Origin of the sequence: Halobacteriovorax sp. YZS-3-1, from assembly GCF_047084945.1 — a bacterium.
Taxonomy (GTDB): domain Bacteria; phylum Bdellovibrionota; class Bacteriovoracia; order Bacteriovoracales; family Bacteriovoracaceae; genus Halobacteriovorax_A; species Halobacteriovorax_A vibrionivorans.
In genome coordinates, this window is sequence record NZ_JBKIYI010000001.1 from 1,870,686 (window position 1) to 1,887,959 (window position 17,274).

Sequence of the window (17,274 nt, forward strand, 5' to 3'; positions counted from 1 at the left end):
TTCCAGGCCAAGTATAGGGCGCAATATTTTGTGCATACTATCTTATAATTTCACTCATGTAAACCTTTAAGTTATCGAGAAGACGGGCCTCGATCTGGCGAATACGCTCTCGAGAGACCCCATAATCGTCAGCGATGGACTGTAGAGAGCGCGGAGCATCATTCAATAATCTTTCTTTAAAGATTTCTTGATCACGAGGCTTTAGCCCCTGAATAAATTGATCGAGGTTTTCTTGGAGAAGTTGAAGTGACTGTTTAAATTCAACATCTTGCGCAACATCAGTTGAGTCAGGAAGTAAATCCCCCATTGTCGCACTAGAATTCTCTCCTACTGGGATATCAAGACTAACTTCGGAGCCAGCATCACCTAAGCGCATATCCATGAGAGCCACTGCTTTTTCACTTACATCTAGATTCTGCGCGATTGTCTTATGATCAGGCTTGATCCCTTGGGCCTCAAGACGTTCTTTTTCACGCATTAGATTATAAAAGAGCTTCTTTTGCTCATTTGTCGTACCTAATTTTACTAACTTAAAGTTATCTAGGATGAATTTCAAGATATATGACTTAATCCACCAGGATGCGTAATAAGAAAGCTTTGCTCCTTTATCTGGCTCAAATAATGAGACGGCCTTCATAAGACCAATATTACCTTCTTGGATGAGATCCATTACATTTGCGTGGGCACTCTTATAATCCATGGCAATTTTTACAACTAGCCTTAAATTAGAGACAACCAGCTTCTTTGCTAATGCAATATCACCGGTTTCACGAAATTGTCGTATGAGAGTCTTCTCTTGCTCTGGAGAGAGAAGTTCGTAGCGAGAAATTTCTTTTAGGTATTGATTGAGCTTATTATCAACTCGTGAAGGAACAGGTAGTTTTGAAGTTAAGGCAGGTAGTGTCTCCTTTATAACCTCAATTTCTTCCTCAAGAGTAAGACCTGAATCAGGCAAATTACTAATATCGATAATATCATCGATATCTTCTTCAGAATCCGAAGATTCTTTAAGCTTCTTCTCATCGATAGAAGGTAGAATCTCGTAGTCAAAGTCCTTTTTTTCGAACTTATCACTATCTTCTAAATATTTGTTTTTATTTTTCTTTGAATCACTCATGAGTGGATGAAATTTAACATTATTTTGCTTTCTCGGCCATAGATTCAATATTATTTAAAACTTCTAATGACTTAATATTTTTAAGATCACGTTCAGATAACTCACTAATAATACGCTTGTTACGAATTGCCACAAGAGCAAAAGGGGCTATATTAACTCTTACATCAATCTTTTCCCTCGTCCCATGTGATGATTTTGGCCTTAAAAATTCAATATAGTTAAATTGCCTTATCAATTCATCAGTGATTACCGTTGTCAGGTCTGCATCAACAGAGAATTGATTGAGAGTCTCTTTAATCTTATTATAATCATTTGCAACATAAAGAGATAAGCGCTCCTTTAGTTCCTTTGATTTCTCCTTATCATCAAACGTTTTGGCCGATCGAATATTTCGATATAGCCACATAAAATCGTTATGTGGAATCTCAATTTCAAATTTTAAAGAAACCATATTGTCTATATTTGTCGCTTTATCAAATTCACCATTTAAAACAACGAAATTAACCTCTGGATAACCATGACGCAAAATTGAATCATTACTAGTTTTAACATCAAGTTTCATACTTAAGGCTTCTTCGTAAGGAAGCTTATTAGAATTCTTTTCAAGTAAGTCTTTTGCCCAGTAATCCCAAAGGCTGTCATTAGAAACAGAAACATAACGCTTAATCGTTTTAGAATCTTGAGTCCAAACATTAAACTCTGGAACACGAGTTAATAAAGAAACGAATTGAGCGATTACGATATTTTCATCTTTTTCAAATTTCTTTAATTGATTTTTAAGTGAATCATTAGCACTTGGAGAGAATTTCTTAGAAGCAAATTTAAAATTATCACAATAAGCGACTTTTAGATCAAAGTTTAAATTTGAAGATCCAATTGGCCTAACAATTTCTTTTTGAACTTTTGCTTTTTTATATGGACGACAAATTTGATTTCGACAATTTGCGACTTTGCCATCATTTAACTGATCTTTATAAACATGACTATCAAGAGCGCTAATTTCGCGAACGATGTAGCTCATGACAAGTGAAGAAGAAAGAAAAGGAGCTAAGTTACGAAGATATTTTTCTTGGCCACCCCATGAACAAGCATAAGAAAATACACCTGTTGTATAATATAATTCATTAACTACGACTTCATTCTCACTTTGAATTTCATTAACATTAGATGCAAATAGATTTTCTCTTTGAGAATAAGGAAGACGTAATTTATCAATAGAGCTATCACTATAGTACTTAGTAAATAAATGCTTTAAAAGCCTGTGACTAAATAGAGTCAAGTTCTTAGAACAACTACCAATAAGGCCATTAATTAAATTATCATATTGATCAGATTCAAATTGTAGTTTTTTTGCATAGTGAGCAATGGCCTGCATTGAATAATTGATCATCTTATACTGAAGAGTTGCAACGATACTGCGATAGAACTCATCTCTTTCAAAGATATTTTTAAATCTTAGCTTTGATGAATTTTCACGACAAAAGTATTCTAATTTTTCATCTTCAAGATAGAATTTTCGATAATTATCAATGAGTGCAAAATTATAATCTGAATTTTTAACACGAGACTTCTCTTTTGATTCTTTCAAATTTGAGAAAATCAGATCACCTTGATTTTCTAATGTCGAATTTGTGCGAGCATTAACCTCAAGGCAAAAAATTAACGCTGCCAAAATAGGAAGAGTTATGACGATAAATTTTTTAAGGCATAAAGCTCGCATTCTTCTATCCAAAAGATTTATATAGATTTCCTTTAAGTTATCGGAATTATTCCCGAAAGGTTTAATAAGGTAACGATATGAACAAAGCTAGAAAGTTTTTACCATTCCTGATCATTTTAATTGGTCTTCAGTTAGATCTTATGGCAATCGACCGTACAGCTGAACACATCGCAAGACGCCAGGCAAAGAAAGAATTAGACCCGCCATATAATATCTATAACGAGATTGAGGCCCGCTACTTTGAACGAGGGCTACAAATTGATGAGAGAAAAGACTTTCTCGATCAATTGGTCATCGCAAAATCACTATTAATAGATGGGCACACTGATGATGCGATACTCGTTTTAAATCGTCAGGCTTTAAAGACAAAGAATTATTCAAAACTTCTTTTAATTAATCGTTTCTTGGCCCTTGCTTACTTTGCAGATACAGACCCTAAGAAATCATCAGAGATTCTACAGAGTCTTTCTAATAATGCTTCCTGGTATTACCAAAATTGTGCATTAAGAATTGTCAGTGCTATGTCAATGCCTGAAGAAAAGAAGGATGATATAGAAGAAATCTTTCAAGGTTGTATGAACCATTCAAGGCTAATTGGCTCTTACAAGAATGAAACTTGGTTAAGACTTGTGCTTGAGCATAAGTTAAATGGTTACGTTAGAAGCACAAAAATTAGAGATTACTTCTTAACTAATAATATGGACGATATTGAAGCAGTCTTAAAGTATGGCCTATACTTTTCTCGTCACAAACAAATTCTGAAATATTACGAGACTATACCAGTTGAGTTTTATGCAGATGCGACAATCCGTACGCTAGTTGCAGCAAACCTATATAATAATGGCCAACATGAACAAGCATTAAAATTAGCAGAGGCCATTAATAACTCTAATACTAATAAGCTAAAAGGATTTGAAGAAGTAAAAAAAGAAAATTATAAAACCGCCTACTCCCACTTCATCTCTAACCTACTTAGTAAACCATATTCTATTGCTAATAATAAGCTCATCCTTGCTTCAGCTTGGTTAAGTAGAAATTATAAGAATGCAAGAGTTGCTCTTTCTAAAATTCCAGTTAGCGAAGGTAATTCAAGAGAAAAAGAATTATTAAAAATCAATTTATTACTAAAAGAAAACAAAAATAAAGAAGCAAGATATCTCATGGACAACCTCGATATTAAATACAATCGAAAACTTCCATATGAAGCAGCAATTTTAAGTTCATATATAAAATTAATCAATGATGATCCACAATGGGTACGCCTTAGCGATAAATCGTGTCTAAATAAGAATGTCATTAGCTGTTGGATGCATCTACAATCAAAAATCTGGCAGAATTTTAGTAAAGATGTCTTGGCCTCTGAGAGAAAAATGGAATCTAAAGACATTCAAGATCGTCTTAATTCAATGATCTCTAAAGTAGATATCGAAGACAAGAAAGAGCCAGTCTTAATATATCAAAAAGATGTTTATGAATTAGATCTTAAGTCTTATCCAAATTTAGGAAAAGAATATCGCTAATTAGAACGAGTAACGGTAGCCTAGGTTTAAAATAGTACCACTCATATCAATATCACTATCATTAGAGTTTCCAACAATAGATAGAGAATGATTAATATAGCTTAAATCTCCATAGAAATAACTTCTACGATTAATCCAATACTCTGCCTTCGCTCCTGCATAAAAGCCAAAACCAGACTCCATATCAAATTCATCATCCTCATTTGAATGGCTATATTTAGCTCCACCAAATACAAATATATCGTATCGTTTAGATCTTATAACTTTAGCTCCTACTTCCCCTATTAAGCTATTTATAGTGGCCAATGTTATTGTATCTGTAGAACTTAAATAGATAGGGGCCTCATCAATTGAAATTTGGCCACTTAAATAGAAGTTCTCATTTAATAGATAATCTAAACCTAAATTCATATGATAGAATCTTTCGACTTCTTTTGAAGAAGTAAGTTGTTCAAAGTTCTCATTTAGTAATTTAAATTTTGCAAATGGCCTAATAACACCATTTCCAATAAGTATTAAGCTCAACTCAATACCACGTGAAGAAAAATCAAATTCATCATTATTATAAGTATGAGTTAGGCCTTGATTGACAATTGAGACCCCAACAATATTTGCAGAGTACCTTTCGGCCATGGACATTTTCTTACGCGATACATTTTGATAACTTGCTAATAGCAGATTTGATTTTAATAAGTTATTTAACATCTGTTGATTCTTTAGCGATTCATGAGTGTTATTTACTGTTACAAACCCTTTATTTGGATCAATTTTTAAATTCTTTGGTGAAACAAAATTTCCATTTACTGCATTAATGCGACCTATTTTTCTTGGAATATAAACACGAAATGATTCATCAAAAATAGCATCGTTTTCAGGCGGGATATATATCCCTGTTCTTATATCAACAAGACCTCCGGCCTTTGGTGCATACTTCTTTTGGTATGTAGAATATTGCCCTCGATATGATGTAACTTGCTCCGCAGGCCTTAAGAGGTCGCCTTTTAATGGAAATGCAGCAACAGTTGCATCATCACCCTGTCCATAGTCCATCGAGTCTGAATAAAGTGTCATATCAAGATTGGTATTACGATATAGCAGTGTTAATTGGATAGGGTTAATCTTAACAGGCATTGAAGCGGGCCTAGCATCATGAAATGTTGCACTATATTGCCCACGATAGAGAGTTGAAACATTCTTTCTCTCATCTCCAAATAAAGTATCATTTGCTAATTTTAGCTTTTCACTAAGTCCAGTATCTTTATGAAATTTGTACTTAAGCTGACTACCTTTAGATGAGCGTCGATAGATTAAGCGTTGGCCAGCACTTAGATCATGAGTCTTATCAATTCTTTTAAATGCGGATTCACCATTAAAAGAGAGTAGGCCAGTTACATTATTAAATAAGTTATAGCTCAATAAAAAATCAGCTGTCTCGGCCGCGGCAATAGCACTATTTGTGCGAATAAAAATACGATCAAATTTACCTTTCGTAACCTTTCTTTGCTTCTTAGCAATAACACGAATATTTCCATCATGAAGTGCGATTAAATCTCCAGCAAAGGTAGACTTTAATTCAATCGTAACCTTTGAATTAGGCCCAATGATAAGAATATCACCACGGTCATTAATAAAGCGTGCATAGCTATTGCTTGCAGTCATAATAAGAGTATCTTGATTGATATCAATAGCACCATTGATACTATTTCCATCAATTTTCTTCATTTGATCTTTATGAAATAAGTTAATATCACCTCGGCCTGAAACTAATTCAAAAGCTTCAACGCTAGTAATTAAAAGCGATATGAATAAGAATATAAAAGAGTACTTAAAAGTAGAAAGCATTGAAATTCCTAGAAAAATTAATTCAATATAATTTTACTAGAAAGTACAAAGTAATCAACAAAGAATCTTGTCTTATTTATCTTCTTTAAACTCTAATCCATCAAAGATATAGCGAATACGCTTATCTTCAACGACAGTTTCAATTGATACTGGCCTTTTCCATACTTTATAAATATTGGCCATTGTATCACTTGCCTGAGTTAAGTCGAGATCAACACCTTGGTGGACATGGCGAAGAAGTAACTCTCCACGATTCTTATGATTAGCAGACTCTACTTCAATGATTGGTGAGCCGAAATTTGTTAGTTGATTTAGTAGCTTTGACTTAATTTCTTTAAAGTCACGAGTTTCAATCTCATTTCTTCCTGTTCGAGAATTGTACTTATATGTAAAAAGCTGCATGCGGTTACAAAACTCTTCAGTGAAGAATTCATCGATAAAAGTGATGTCATTATGAGTACGGCGAACTTCAAAGATCTTTTCGCGTCCTTGATTTGTTTCAATATGCCAATTCTCTTTTTCTTGGAGATTTGTACATTCTTGATATTCCTTTCCGAATTTACCAGTATCCCAGCGGTATTCAATATCACGCATTAGCTCAATCCCTATCTTATAAGGATTAATATTTTGCTTACTCATGGCCATAACACCAGAGTGAATATCTGCGAAATCAATAATTTCAGAGCTATTTAACGCCTTCTTTGTCAGAATCTTAGAGTGCCAATAAGAGGCCCACCCCTCATTCATAATCTTTGTCATTCTTTGTGGAAGAAAGTAATAAGCTTCTTCTCTTAAAATACCGATAACATCGGCCTGCCACTCTTCAATTGGAGCATGCTGCATTAGGAAGCTCATAATATCACGTGTACCACGAACTTCATCATCAAGTAACTCTAGAGGTGTCTTCTTTCTTTCTACAACATCCTCATCAGCTTCGCCTCTTGCCATTTTGGAGTTCATAAAAGAGCGAAGAACTTGAGATCTCTCATCTTTATGTTCATACTCTTCATCTGCTGAAGTTGCTTGCTTCACTTCACCTTGGAAGAGAACGTTAACATCAAGAAGATTTTCAAAAGAGAGGATCGTATCGATAAACTCTTCGACAGTATCTTGGCCATAGCGATCCATATAACGACGAATTTTAGTGCCATGATTGGCCATAACATCCATCATGCGACGATCTGTATGGCGAAACCAAGCGTTATTTTTAAAGAAATCAGCATGGCCATAAACATGGGCCATAACTAACTTTTGGTCCACATAACGATTTGAGCTTAAAAGATAAGCATAACAAGGGTCAGTATTAATAACGAGTTCGTATATTTTTTGGAATCCATAAGTATTCCCCTTTGCAAGGCGATCATACTCAAGGCCAAAACGCCAGTGAGGGTAGCGTGTTGGGAATCCACCGTTGGCAGCTAAAATACATACTGTATCGTAGTCACAAACCTCAAAAACGACTGGATAGAAGTCTAGGCCGTAATCGAGTGCATAACCAAGTACTTCATCTCTTAGTTTTGCTAACTCTCCTGATAATGGTTTTGTTCTTTCCATACTACTCATATATTTATTACCTTTTTAAAATTACTTTCCTGGCCCTAAGAATTCTTTGATGGAATCAAGGATTGCATCCTTGTTTTTAATTTTACTTAAAATAACATCCTCATGCTTTTCACCAAATTCTTTGGATAAATCTTTATAAAACTGGCCTGAACCGTAACGAGATTCAACTTGCCCGTAAAAGAAAGCATTAGAGTTTGGAATAATAGAGCTTTTTAAAAGATCGACACAGACCTTTGTATCCTCCGCTGACCAATTATCACCATCAGAGAAATGAAATGGGTAAATATTCCATTCATCTGCATTGTAATCAGCATCGATAATTTCTTTACATAACTTAAATGCAGAAGAAATTAGTGTTCCACCACTTTCACGAGTTCTAAAGAAAGTATCCTCATCAACTTCCTTAGCTGTTGCATCGTGAATGATATAACGAATTTCAATATCTTTATATTGAGACTTAAGCCACAAGTTGATCCAAAAAGACTCTGTTCTAACGATTTCTTTTTGCTCATCACCCATTGAACCCGAAACGTCCATCATATAAATAACCACAGCAGAGTTTTCAAATTCAATCTTTGAATTACTTGCTCGGTATCTCATGTCTGATTTAATTGGAACAACAACGGGATTATTTGGATCATAAGTCCCCATTGCGATCTGACGCTTTAAGGCCTCTTTAAATGATCTCTTATAGTGCTTAAGAGAGTCTGGCCCAACAGTACCAATACTAGTGTATCGATCCACTGTTGACTCCATATTCTTCTTACCCTTTGGCTCAATTTTTGGAAGTGCGAGTTCATCTCCTAGGATTGAAGCAAGTTCATCTAAACTCATTTCAACATCAAGGGCCTTCTCACCTTCTTGCTCTCCAGCTTCACCAGGCTCACCTTGACCTTCTCCTGGCTCCCCTTGTCCATCGACTGGATCTCCAGGTTGCCCGTCACCTTGTCCAGTTCCACCTTGGCTCTTATCACCGAAACGAAACCTTGGAGTATTAATTGAAGGCATTGGAACTTTGAATTGCCCATTTCCTTTTGGAATCGGCATCTCGCCACCAGCGATATACTTTCTTAGGTTATCACGCACCTTCCCTTTAATAATTTTTCGAAAGCGTGCGTGATCTCTTTTAATTGGATGATCCATTTGGTCTCCGGTAATTGGAGCGTACTAAGTCTATGACTTAGCACTGTCTCCTTTTGCAAAAATACTTGCCACATAATTAAGAGCATCTGTTGCTGAAATTTCACAGTAACCATAATTCTTAATTAAGCGTGACTTGATAACATCGATCTTCTCTTGAGTTTCCTTATCAACAACATTTGAAATAATTGTTGTAAGCTTGATCGCATCTTTTTGATCTTCAAAAAGCTTCAGTTCAAGTGCACGGTGAAGTCTTTCATTCATCTTGTAATCAAATTGTTTTCCTTCGATTGCAAGAGCTCCGATGTAGTTCATAATTTCACGTCTAAAGTCATCTTTACGAGACTCAGCAATATCGATTTTCTCTTCGATACTTCTCATGAAACGCTCATCAGATTCTTCAAGTTTACCAGTGTACTTGTTACGAACTTTCTCTTTTTGAGTGTAGGCCTTAACGTTATCAATATAATTTGCACATAGAGTTTCAATTGCAGATTCATCAAGTGAGATTGCTTTTTGAACATCGTTTTTAACGATATCAGTATACTCTTGACGAACAATCGCTAACATCTCACGGTACTTTTCAGCGGCATCTTGATTATTGGCCATTGAATGCTTAAGTCCACTTTCTAGTTCATTGAAAACCATAAATGGATTTAGAGAACCAGTGTGTCCATACTTAACTAGAGCGTTAGAAATTTTATCTTGAATATAACGAGGAGAAATACCTTCAAGTCCTTCTCTTACGGCCTCTTTACGTAGTTCTTTTACGTTATCTTCATTATAACCAGTTAGAGTTTTTCCGTTATAAAGTTTTAACTTTTGAACAAGAGTTAGATCAGCTTTCTTTGGCTCTTCAAGTCTTGTTAGCACGGCCCACATAGCTGCCATCTCAAGCGTATGAGGAGCGATATGAACATGAGGAATTTTTTCAGCGTTAAAGTCACGTTGATAGATTCTTACCTCATTATCTAAACGAGAAATATATGGAACATCGATCTTAACCGTACGGTCACGAAGTGCTTCCATAAATTCGTTATTTTGAAGTTTTCTAAATTCTGGCTCATTTGTGTGACCAAGAATAACTAGGTCGATATCTGTTTGAGCAAATTTCTTAGGCTTAATTGATTGCTCTTGAGAAGCACCAAGTAGATCATAAAGGAAAGCTACATCAAGCTTAAGCATCTCGATAAATTCGATAACACCGCGGTTAGCGATATTGAACTCACCATCAAAGTTAAATGCACGTGGATCTGAATCAGAACCATATTGAGCAATTTTTCTATAATTGATATCACCTGTTAACTCTGTCGAGTCTTGGTTTTTCTCATCTTTAGGTTGGAAAGTACCAATACCTAGACGATCTTTTTCAGAAAGAATAAGTCTTTTAACACGGATATGGTTTTCCATAACCTTCATGAAGTCACCGTCATACTTAACCATATACTCTTTTAGAATATAACGGTCGGCCGGACAAACTTCTCCGCGAATTTTAACTTTATGACCCTTATTACCTTTATTGATATTATCAAGAAATTCTTTTCTAACTTCATGTGGAATAAGCTTTAATGGGTCTTCATGCATTGGCGATGGAAAAACTTTTTGTCCGCCTAAAATATCTGACTCTTCTTCGTCATACCATTCAAACGTGTATAGTGCACCTTCGTCAGTTCTTGAATAGTGCTCAAGACCTTTTTTAAGATTTCTTGCAATTGAAGACTTGGCCGAACCAACAGGCCCATGAAGTAGAAGAACCCTTTTCTCTGTACCATAACCAAGAGCTGCGGCCTTGAAAAAGTTCACAAGTTTCATTAAGTGAACATCGATACCAAAAACAGCATCCTTACCACCACCGATTGGATCATCGAAAAAATGATAACGTGTGATTTCTTTTTTATATTCAAGATATGTACTTGTTTCAAATGACATGATCATGTCATAAATTCGTTGAAAGGAATTACGAGCAATTCTTGGATCTTCTGAAACAAGATCGATATAGTCTTGAAAACTACCCGTCCAATGTAAGTGAGCAAAGTCTTCGACCCTGTAATTCTCACTCATAAATTCATTCATATTCATTTTAGTCATATTATCTCCATCCATGAGTTGCATATTAGCAAGCTAAAGTCCTAAATATATTATAACGTGATAATTTCACTTAAAGCAAAGAAACTATTAAAAAAAATTCCATTAGTTTAATTTATTCAAAGTGCATTTTGACACCATAAAACACTCAAGTATTTCTAAGAAAATGGGCAAAAATAAATGACCAACAAAAGTATTTGACTAAAATTCCTATCCAACTGAAAATAAAGAAGAATTGATATTAAATGACTTCAGACAAGGGAAAATATGAATACGATCTGTGCTGGCGTTTCAGATATTGGGCGCAAGAGAGAGACAAATCAAGATTCTATTTACATTAGCAATAACACAAAACTTTATATTGTTGCTGATGGCATGGGTGGACACTCAGGTGGAGAACTCGCTTCAACGATGGCCATCAAATACCTTGCAGAAAAAGTCAAAGATAAAATCAACTCCCAACCACAAGAAGAATTAGGTCAAGTTCTTCAAGAATCTGTTCTATATGCCAATAATAAGATAAAAGCATATGCCGATAGTGAACCTGCTCTTAAAGGAATGGGAACGACTGTCGTCAGCCTTCTCTTTGATGACGAAAGTGCAAAGATTGCAAATGTTGGTGACTCAAGAGCTTACGTCATTTCAAATGGACAGATTTTTCAATTAACAAAAGATCATTCTGTAATACAAGAAAAGATTAACTACGGAATCTATACACGTGACCAAGCAGCAAAAGATCCAAATAAAAACTACCTATCACGTACGGTGGGCTTTGAAGAAGATATTGAAGTTGATATTTATGATTACCGACCGCAAAAGGGTGATATCTTTCTTCTGTGCTCAGATGGCCTTCACGGTAAATTAAGTGACGAGGATATTCTTTTTATTATCAAAGATATGATTGACAACACCGATGACGTAACTCATCAAAAACTTCATGACTGTGTGCAAACTTTAATTCGCCAGGCCAACGAACACGGTGGACAAGACAATATATCGATAATTCTTACGGTAGTTAATTAATTTAACTTCGAAAATGTTTTAGCTCACTGTCTCTATGTGTCATGGATTAAAGTCTTGCAAACTGAAATCAAGAAACCTACAATAAACATCAGAAATTATTGAAAAATTCAAGGATGTAATTTTGAGTCGCTTTTATACAATAATGGTTATTCCCGAGAAGGAAAAGGGAGTTAAGTCTTTTCGTATACCAAAAGTCATTTTTAACTCGGCCATTTTCTTAGTAGTAATTATTATCGCTGTTATCGGTATCCTAACGTTTGACTACGTTAAGATTTTAAAACAAGTTTACGAAAACCGTCACCTCAGTATTGAGAACCGTCAACTTAAAGAGCAAATCCAGCTCTTTAATATGAAACTGAATACATTAACTGATGATATTGAAAGAATTCAAAAAATTGAAAGTAAACTGAGAGTCATCTCAGGCTTCAAGGAATTTGATCTAACAAAGCCATTGATGAAAGATGATCGCGAACCAAGTGAAGGTCATTCAGGAAGCCACGATCACTCTTCAGGTAGAAATCCGCAATCGGTCCTTGTGCCAGAAAAGGACCGAGAGCTTTTAAATAAAGTTAAGTCGGAATTAAGCGTCTTAAAAACGAATCAGGAGTTCAGCGACATCAATGACCTCTATGAACGTAAGATTGCGACAAACTTTGGTCTTACCTCTGGTTACAGCTTCACAAAAGAATGGAGTAGTTTAATTAAACAAAGTTTTAAGTTAGCTGAAAACTTTGCGTACTTTGATTATCGTTATTCAATTTTACGTAAGATTTCAGGTGATTTAGAAATTCGTGTCAATGAACTAGACCAGTATCTTTTAGACCGCGAATCTTTTCTTAAATCAACACCTACACTATTACCTGCCAGAGGCTGGATCACTTCATATTACGGACCTCGTATGAGTCACTACTCAAAAAGAGTAAAGATGCATGAAGGTCTTGATGTCGGTGGACCAATTGGTACTTTAATTCTTGCACCAGCTGATGGTGTTGTAAAAACATCCAAGAAAAACTACGGATTCGGAAATCATATAGAAATCGATCATGGATACGGTATAACTACACTTTACGGACATAATTCAAAAAACCTCGTCGTGAAAGGCCAAAAAGTAAAACGGGGGGATCCGATTGGAAGAATCGGAAACTCAGGTTTATCAACAGGTCCTCACCTCCATTACGAAATTCGTGTTAATGGCACGCCGGTGGACCCTTTGTATTATGTACTGGATTAATTAGGAGAAATTTAAATGTTTAATCCGCTTAAATCACTATTTGGTACTAAGCACGATCGCGATATCAAAAAGCTTATGCCAATTGTTAATGAAATCAACTCTCTTGAAGCTCAGATGGAAAAGATGAGCGATGATGAGCTCAAGGCCCAAACACCAAAGTTTAAGAAATTAATTGAAGATGGTGCAAAGCTTGATGACATTCTCCCAGAAGTTTTTGCAACGGTAAGAGAGGCATCAAAAAGAGTTCTCGGCATGAGACCTTATGATGTACAAATCATCGGTGGTATTGTTCTTTACAAGGGAATCATTGCAGAAATGAAGACCGGTGAAGGTAAGACACTAACAGCGGCCCTTCCACTATACTTAAAGGCACTTGAAGGAAAAGGTGCTCACCTCGTTACTGTTAACGACTACCTAGCTCAACGTGATGCTAAGGAGATGGGTGAACTTTATAATTGGCTTGGTTTAAGTGTTGGTTGCATTATTGCTGATATGGAAGACGAAGATCGCCAAAAAGCATATGGCGCTGACATTACATACGGAACAAATAATGAATTTGCCTTTGATTATTTAAGAGATAATATGAAGTTCTCTCTTGAAGAATATGTTCAAAGAGACTTTCACTACTGTATTGTGGATGAGGTTGACTCAATCCTTATTGATGAAGCAAGAACTCCACTACTTATCTCTGGGCCATCGGAAGGAAGTTCAGATCTATATGGTGTAGCAAACCAAATTATTCCAAAGCTTACGATTGAGAAGCATTTCACTATTGATGAAAAAGCAATGAGTGCGATCTTTACGGAAGAAGGGATTTTAAAAGTTCAAGAAATGCTTAAGGTTGACAACCTATTTGATGTTGAACACTCTTCACTTCTTCACCACCTAAATCAAGCTCTTCGTGCTCATCACCTATTTAAGAAAGATGCAAACTATATCATCAAAGACGGTGAGATTATTATCGTCGATGAATTCACAGGTCGTCTTAAAACAGGTTCTCGTTGGTCAGACGGTCTACACCAGGCAATTGAAGCAAAAGAAGGTGTAGAAATTAAGCAAGAAAACCAAACTCTTGCATCGATTACATTTCAAAACTACTTCAAAATGTATGCAAACCTTGCAGGTATGACTGGTACTGCAGACACAGAAGCAGAAGAATTTAAAAAGATCTACAACTTAGATGTAATTGTTATCCCAACAAATCTTCCAATTGCACGTATTGATGAAGCTGATGTTATCTATAAGAATAAGAAAGCAAAGCATAAGGCCATCATTAACTTAATCAAAGAGTTAAATGAAAAAGGTCAACCAGTACTTGTTGGTACGATTACAGTTGAATCATCTAACTTACTATCTGCCGAACTAGAAAAGGCAGGAATTAAGCATAATGTTCTAAATGCAAAACAGCACGGAAAAGAAGCCGGTATTATTGAAAATGCAGGTGTTAAAGGTACTGTTACAATTGCAACAAATATGGCCGGTCGTGGTACAGACATCAAAATTAATGATGAAGTAAAGTCACTTGGTGGTCTCTATATTCTTTGTACTGAAAGACACGAATCTCGTCGAATCGATAATCAGCTTCGTGGTCGTTCTGGTCGTCAAGGAGACCCTGGACATTCTAAATTCTTCTTATCACTAGAAGATGATCTAATGAGAATCTTTGGTAGTGATCGTATTGCAAAAGTGATGAACACTCTTGGAATGGAAGAAGATGAGCCAATCGAGCACAGCATGATCACAAATGCTATTGCCAAGGCCCAAAAGAAAGTAGAAACACATAACTTTGAAATAAGAAAGCACCTTCTTGATTTTGATAATGTTATGAATGAGCAACGTCGAGTTATATATCGTATTCGTCGTGACATTCTCTCAGACAATGACAATCGCGGCTTTGTAGATGAAATGACAGAAGATGTGGCAGATGACCTATTTAATACTTATCGCCCACAAAAGAAAGTTCCTCTAGAAGATCTTCCTTGGGAAGATATGAAAAGTGGTTTTAGCACGACATTTAATACTGACTACGAAGTATCAGCTGTTGAATGTTCAAATAAGTTCTCAGGGGACGTAAGTAAGTACTTTGAGGAGACGGCAAAAGAAATCTTAAAAAGTAAACTTGCGGGATATGATGAACAACAAGTGACACTTGCTCTTAGAGAGATTCTTCTTTCAACTTTTGATCAACACTGGAAAGATCACTTAAGAAATATGGACCATCTAAAAGAAGGTATCAATCTTAAGGCATACGCTCAAAAAGATCCTTTAAATGAGTACAAGCGTGAAGCTTTTGGTCTTTTTGAACAAATGCGTATCGAAGTAAAAAAGAGTGTTGTTAGAAATATGTTCACTGTTAAGCTTTATACTCAAGAAGAGATTGAAGTACTAAGACGCGAGCAAGAAGAAGAATTACAAAGACAACTTGATGCTCTAAAGGCCAAGAGAATAGCAGAGGAAGAAGGTCGCGAAGAACCGAAACAGCAAGCTCCACGCTCACGTGGACAAGTTAAAGTAGGTCGAAACGATCCTTGCCCATGTGGTTCTGGTAAGAAGTATAAGCACTGTCACGGCTCATAAAGCATTAATTAAGGCGTAAAAAACAATGTCAGATGGTGATAACAAAAACGACCTAACTCGAATCGAAGATCTATCAGAGTTCCTTCACCAAGGTGATGACGATCTCGATAAGGTCCTGGCCGATATTGAAGCTGAAGACGACTCAGATCAAAAGAGCGATGAAGCAGAAGTTGAGTTATCATCATTTGACTATAGCACTCCTGAAAATCCTGACGAGGCGATTGAAGAAAATAACTTTGAAGAAAGTTTTGATGATAATTTTGAAGCAAGCTTTGAAGACCAAGCAGACGATAATTCAAACGAAGGATTTGATAATAACTTCGATGATAGTTTTGAGTCGTATGATAATGAAGAAGACCCAGAGGGACTTCAAGAGGGATTTCAAGACGACGACCAAAATGAACACCAAGATGGATACGAAGAAGACCAAAACAATGCTTGGCCAGAAGATGACTTACAAGATCAGAACTCACAAGAAGAAAGCTCTCAAAACGACTTTGAAGATTCTAAAGATTCCGAAAATTTCGAAAATTTCGAAGACGACCACGAAGTATCCTTTAGTAATGAAGATGACCCATCAGATGAAATTACTGATCAAGATATTCTTACTGAAGAAGACGACACTAATGATATAGCAGAAATAGAACTCTCTAATGACGATAACCAAGATATTGAAGACACTCCAGATCAAGAGATTTCAATGGAAGAAGTTAATTACGAAGAGACAACTCCCCTTCCAGACTTGAGTACTAAGATTCAAGAAGACTTAAGCGATGTAAGAGATTTTGCAACAAATTCAACTTATGGAAAGGCCGCAATCGGAGGCAACCCTCCTTTTTCAATTCTTCTACAAGGTATTAATACAGAGGAATTTGAAGATAGTATTCTTGCGACTCTAAATGAATTTGGCCTCCTGGAAGGAAATGAAGATCTTTACCGAAAGTCACTTGAGAGTGGACAGCTATTAATCGCTCAAATAGGCGAATTTAGTGCCATCACTCTTGCAGGAAAGCTTAGACGATATTGTCGTAATATAAAAGTTGCTCTAGCTCATGAAATTCACAAGAGCGACAGTTATGATCACACTGATCAAAGAGGACTAACGGGCCCACGCTCAATTTTACAAAATAAATCAAAACATTTCGTAAAAAAAGAATTTAATGAAGAAGATGTGGCCTTAAGTACATCACCATACATCCCTGGTTATAAAATCATACATAGCTTGGGACCAATGCAAATTAACGAACAAATTGACCGTAGTGAATTTGACGATTTCTCTTCCATCAACCTCGTTGAATACTTTGGTGAAAACATAAGAAAAGAAGCATATAAAAAAGGTGCAAACGCCGTTATTTCTATTCATTTTAATATAGGACAAAAAGAAATTAACGGAAAAAATTATAATATCATCATGGCCCATGGAGACTTCGTCTACCTAGAAGCTAGTGAATAAAAA

General features: G+C 35.8%; 11 protein-coding genes. 5 read left to right on the top strand and 6 right to left on the bottom strand.

Annotation, left to right across the window (positions count from 1 at the left end; all coding sequences use genetic code 11):
- Window positions 1-37: 37 nt before the first annotated feature.
- Together ACMAZI_RS08920 and ACMAZI_RS08925 are read right to left on the bottom strand one after the other, a co-directional pair.
- Window positions 38-1,117: an RNA polymerase sigma factor RpoD/SigA gene (locus ACMAZI_RS08920; protein ID WP_412473329.1), complete on the bottom strand. Its 1,080-nt coding sequence runs from the start codon at window positions 1,115-1,117 to the stop codon at window positions 38-40.
- Between the two features lie 19 nt (window positions 1,118-1,136).
- Window positions 1,137-2,837: a hypothetical protein gene (locus tag ACMAZI_RS08925; RefSeq protein WP_412473328.1), complete on the bottom strand. Its 1,701-nt coding sequence runs from the start codon at window positions 2,835-2,837 to the stop codon at window positions 1,137-1,139.
- Between the two features lie 77 nt (window positions 2,838-2,914).
- Here ACMAZI_RS08925 and ACMAZI_RS08930 point away from each other — a divergent pair, with 77 nt between their 5' ends.
- The gene (locus ACMAZI_RS08930; RefSeq protein WP_412473327.1) at window positions 2,915-4,357 is read left to right on the top strand and encodes a hypothetical protein; all 1,443 of its coding nucleotides are present in this window, start codon (window positions 2,915-2,917) and stop codon (window positions 4,355-4,357) included.
- On the opposite strand, the gene ACMAZI_RS08935 is transcribed toward ACMAZI_RS08930, so the two are convergent.
- The 4 genes from ACMAZI_RS08935 to ACMAZI_RS08950 all read right to left on the bottom strand — a co-directional run bounded on the left by ACMAZI_RS08935 (window position 4,358) and on the right by ACMAZI_RS08950 (window position 10,990).
- Window positions 4,358-6,199 (bottom strand): hypothetical protein, encoded by a 1,842-nt coding sequence (locus ACMAZI_RS08935; protein WP_412473326.1) that lies wholly within the window; start codon window positions 6,197-6,199, stop codon window positions 4,358-4,360.
- A gap of 72 nt (window positions 6,200-6,271) precedes the next feature.
- On the bottom strand, window positions 6,272-7,753 hold the full coding sequence (locus ACMAZI_RS08940; RefSeq protein WP_115362465.1) for a SpoVR family protein: 1,482 nt from the start codon (window positions 7,751-7,753) through the stop codon (window positions 6,272-6,274).
- Window positions 7,754-7,783: 30 nt separating this feature from the next.
- On the bottom strand, window positions 7,784-8,905 hold the full coding sequence (locus ACMAZI_RS08945; RefSeq protein WP_115362463.1) for a DUF444 family protein: 1,122 nt from the start codon (window positions 8,903-8,905) through the stop codon (window positions 7,784-7,786).
- A 30-nt stretch (window positions 8,906-8,935) separates the two neighbouring features.
- Window positions 8,936-10,990 carry a PrkA family serine protein kinase gene (locus ACMAZI_RS08950; protein WP_115362461.1) on the bottom strand — a complete coding sequence of 685 codons (2,055 nt, stop codon included), beginning with the start codon at window positions 10,988-10,990 and terminating at the stop codon, window positions 8,936-8,938.
- Between the two features lie 264 nt (window positions 10,991-11,254).
- Here ACMAZI_RS08950 and ACMAZI_RS08955 point away from each other — a divergent pair, with 264 nt between their 5' ends.
- The 4 genes from ACMAZI_RS08955 to ACMAZI_RS08970 all read left to right on the top strand — a co-directional run bounded on the left by ACMAZI_RS08955 (window position 11,255) and on the right by ACMAZI_RS08970 (window position 17,271).
- Entirely contained in the window at window positions 11,255-12,010 is a 756-nt protein-coding gene (locus ACMAZI_RS08955; protein WP_115362459.1) for a Stp1/IreP family PP2C-type Ser/Thr phosphatase, read from the top strand.
- 121 nt (window positions 12,011-12,131) lie between these two features.
- Window positions 12,132-13,241, top strand: a complete 1,110-nt coding sequence (locus ACMAZI_RS08960) for a M23 family metallopeptidase (protein WP_133296951.1) — start codon at window positions 12,132-12,134, stop codon at window positions 13,239-13,241.
- A gap of 15 nt (window positions 13,242-13,256) precedes the next feature.
- Window positions 13,257-15,818 carry a preprotein translocase subunit SecA gene (gene secA / locus ACMAZI_RS08965; RefSeq protein WP_115362455.1) on the top strand — a complete coding sequence of 854 codons (2,562 nt, stop codon included), beginning with the start codon at window positions 13,257-13,259 and terminating at the stop codon, window positions 15,816-15,818.
- Window positions 15,819-15,843: 25 nt separating this feature from the next.
- Window positions 15,844-17,271, top strand: coding sequence for a hypothetical protein (locus ACMAZI_RS08970; protein ID WP_412473325.1), 1,428 nt, complete (start codon window positions 15,844-15,846; stop codon window positions 17,269-17,271).
- The last annotated feature ends 3 nt before the right edge of the window (window positions 17,272-17,274 follow it).

Excerpts from the sequence above, each read along its gene's own strand:
- ACMAZI_RS08950 (WP_115362461.1), bottom strand. The coding sequence starts at position 10,990 with ATGACTAAAATGAATATGAATGAATTTATGAGTGAGAATTACAGGGTC.
- ACMAZI_RS08970 (WP_412473325.1), top strand. The coding sequence starts at position 15,844 with ATGTCAGATGGTGATAACAAAAACGACCTAACTCGAATCGAAGATCTA.
- ACMAZI_RS08945 (WP_115362463.1), bottom strand. The coding sequence starts at position 8,905 with ATGGATCATCCAATTAAAAGAGATCACGCACGCTTTCGAAAAATTATT.
- ACMAZI_RS08930 (WP_412473327.1), top strand. The coding sequence starts at position 2,915 with ATGAACAAAGCTAGAAAGTTTTTACCATTCCTGATCATTTTAATTGGT.
- ACMAZI_RS08940 (WP_115362465.1), bottom strand. The coding sequence starts at position 7,753 with ATGGAAAGAACAAAACCATTATCAGGAGAGTTAGCAAAACTAAGAGAT.
- secA (WP_115362455.1), top strand. The coding sequence starts at position 13,257 with ATGTTTAATCCGCTTAAATCACTATTTGGTACTAAGCACGATCGCGAT.
- ACMAZI_RS08955 (WP_115362459.1), top strand. The coding sequence starts at position 11,255 with ATGAATACGATCTGTGCTGGCGTTTCAGATATTGGGCGCAAGAGAGAG.
- ACMAZI_RS08935 (WP_412473326.1), bottom strand. The coding sequence starts at position 6,199 with ATGCTTTCTACTTTTAAGTACTCTTTTATATTCTTATTCATATCGCTT.
- ACMAZI_RS08920 (WP_412473329.1), bottom strand. The coding sequence starts at position 1,117 with ATGAGTGATTCAAAGAAAAATAAAAACAAATATTTAGAAGATAGTGAT.
- ACMAZI_RS08925 (WP_412473328.1), bottom strand. The coding sequence starts at position 2,837 with ATGCGAGCTTTATGCCTTAAAAAATTTATCGTCATAACTCTTCCTATT.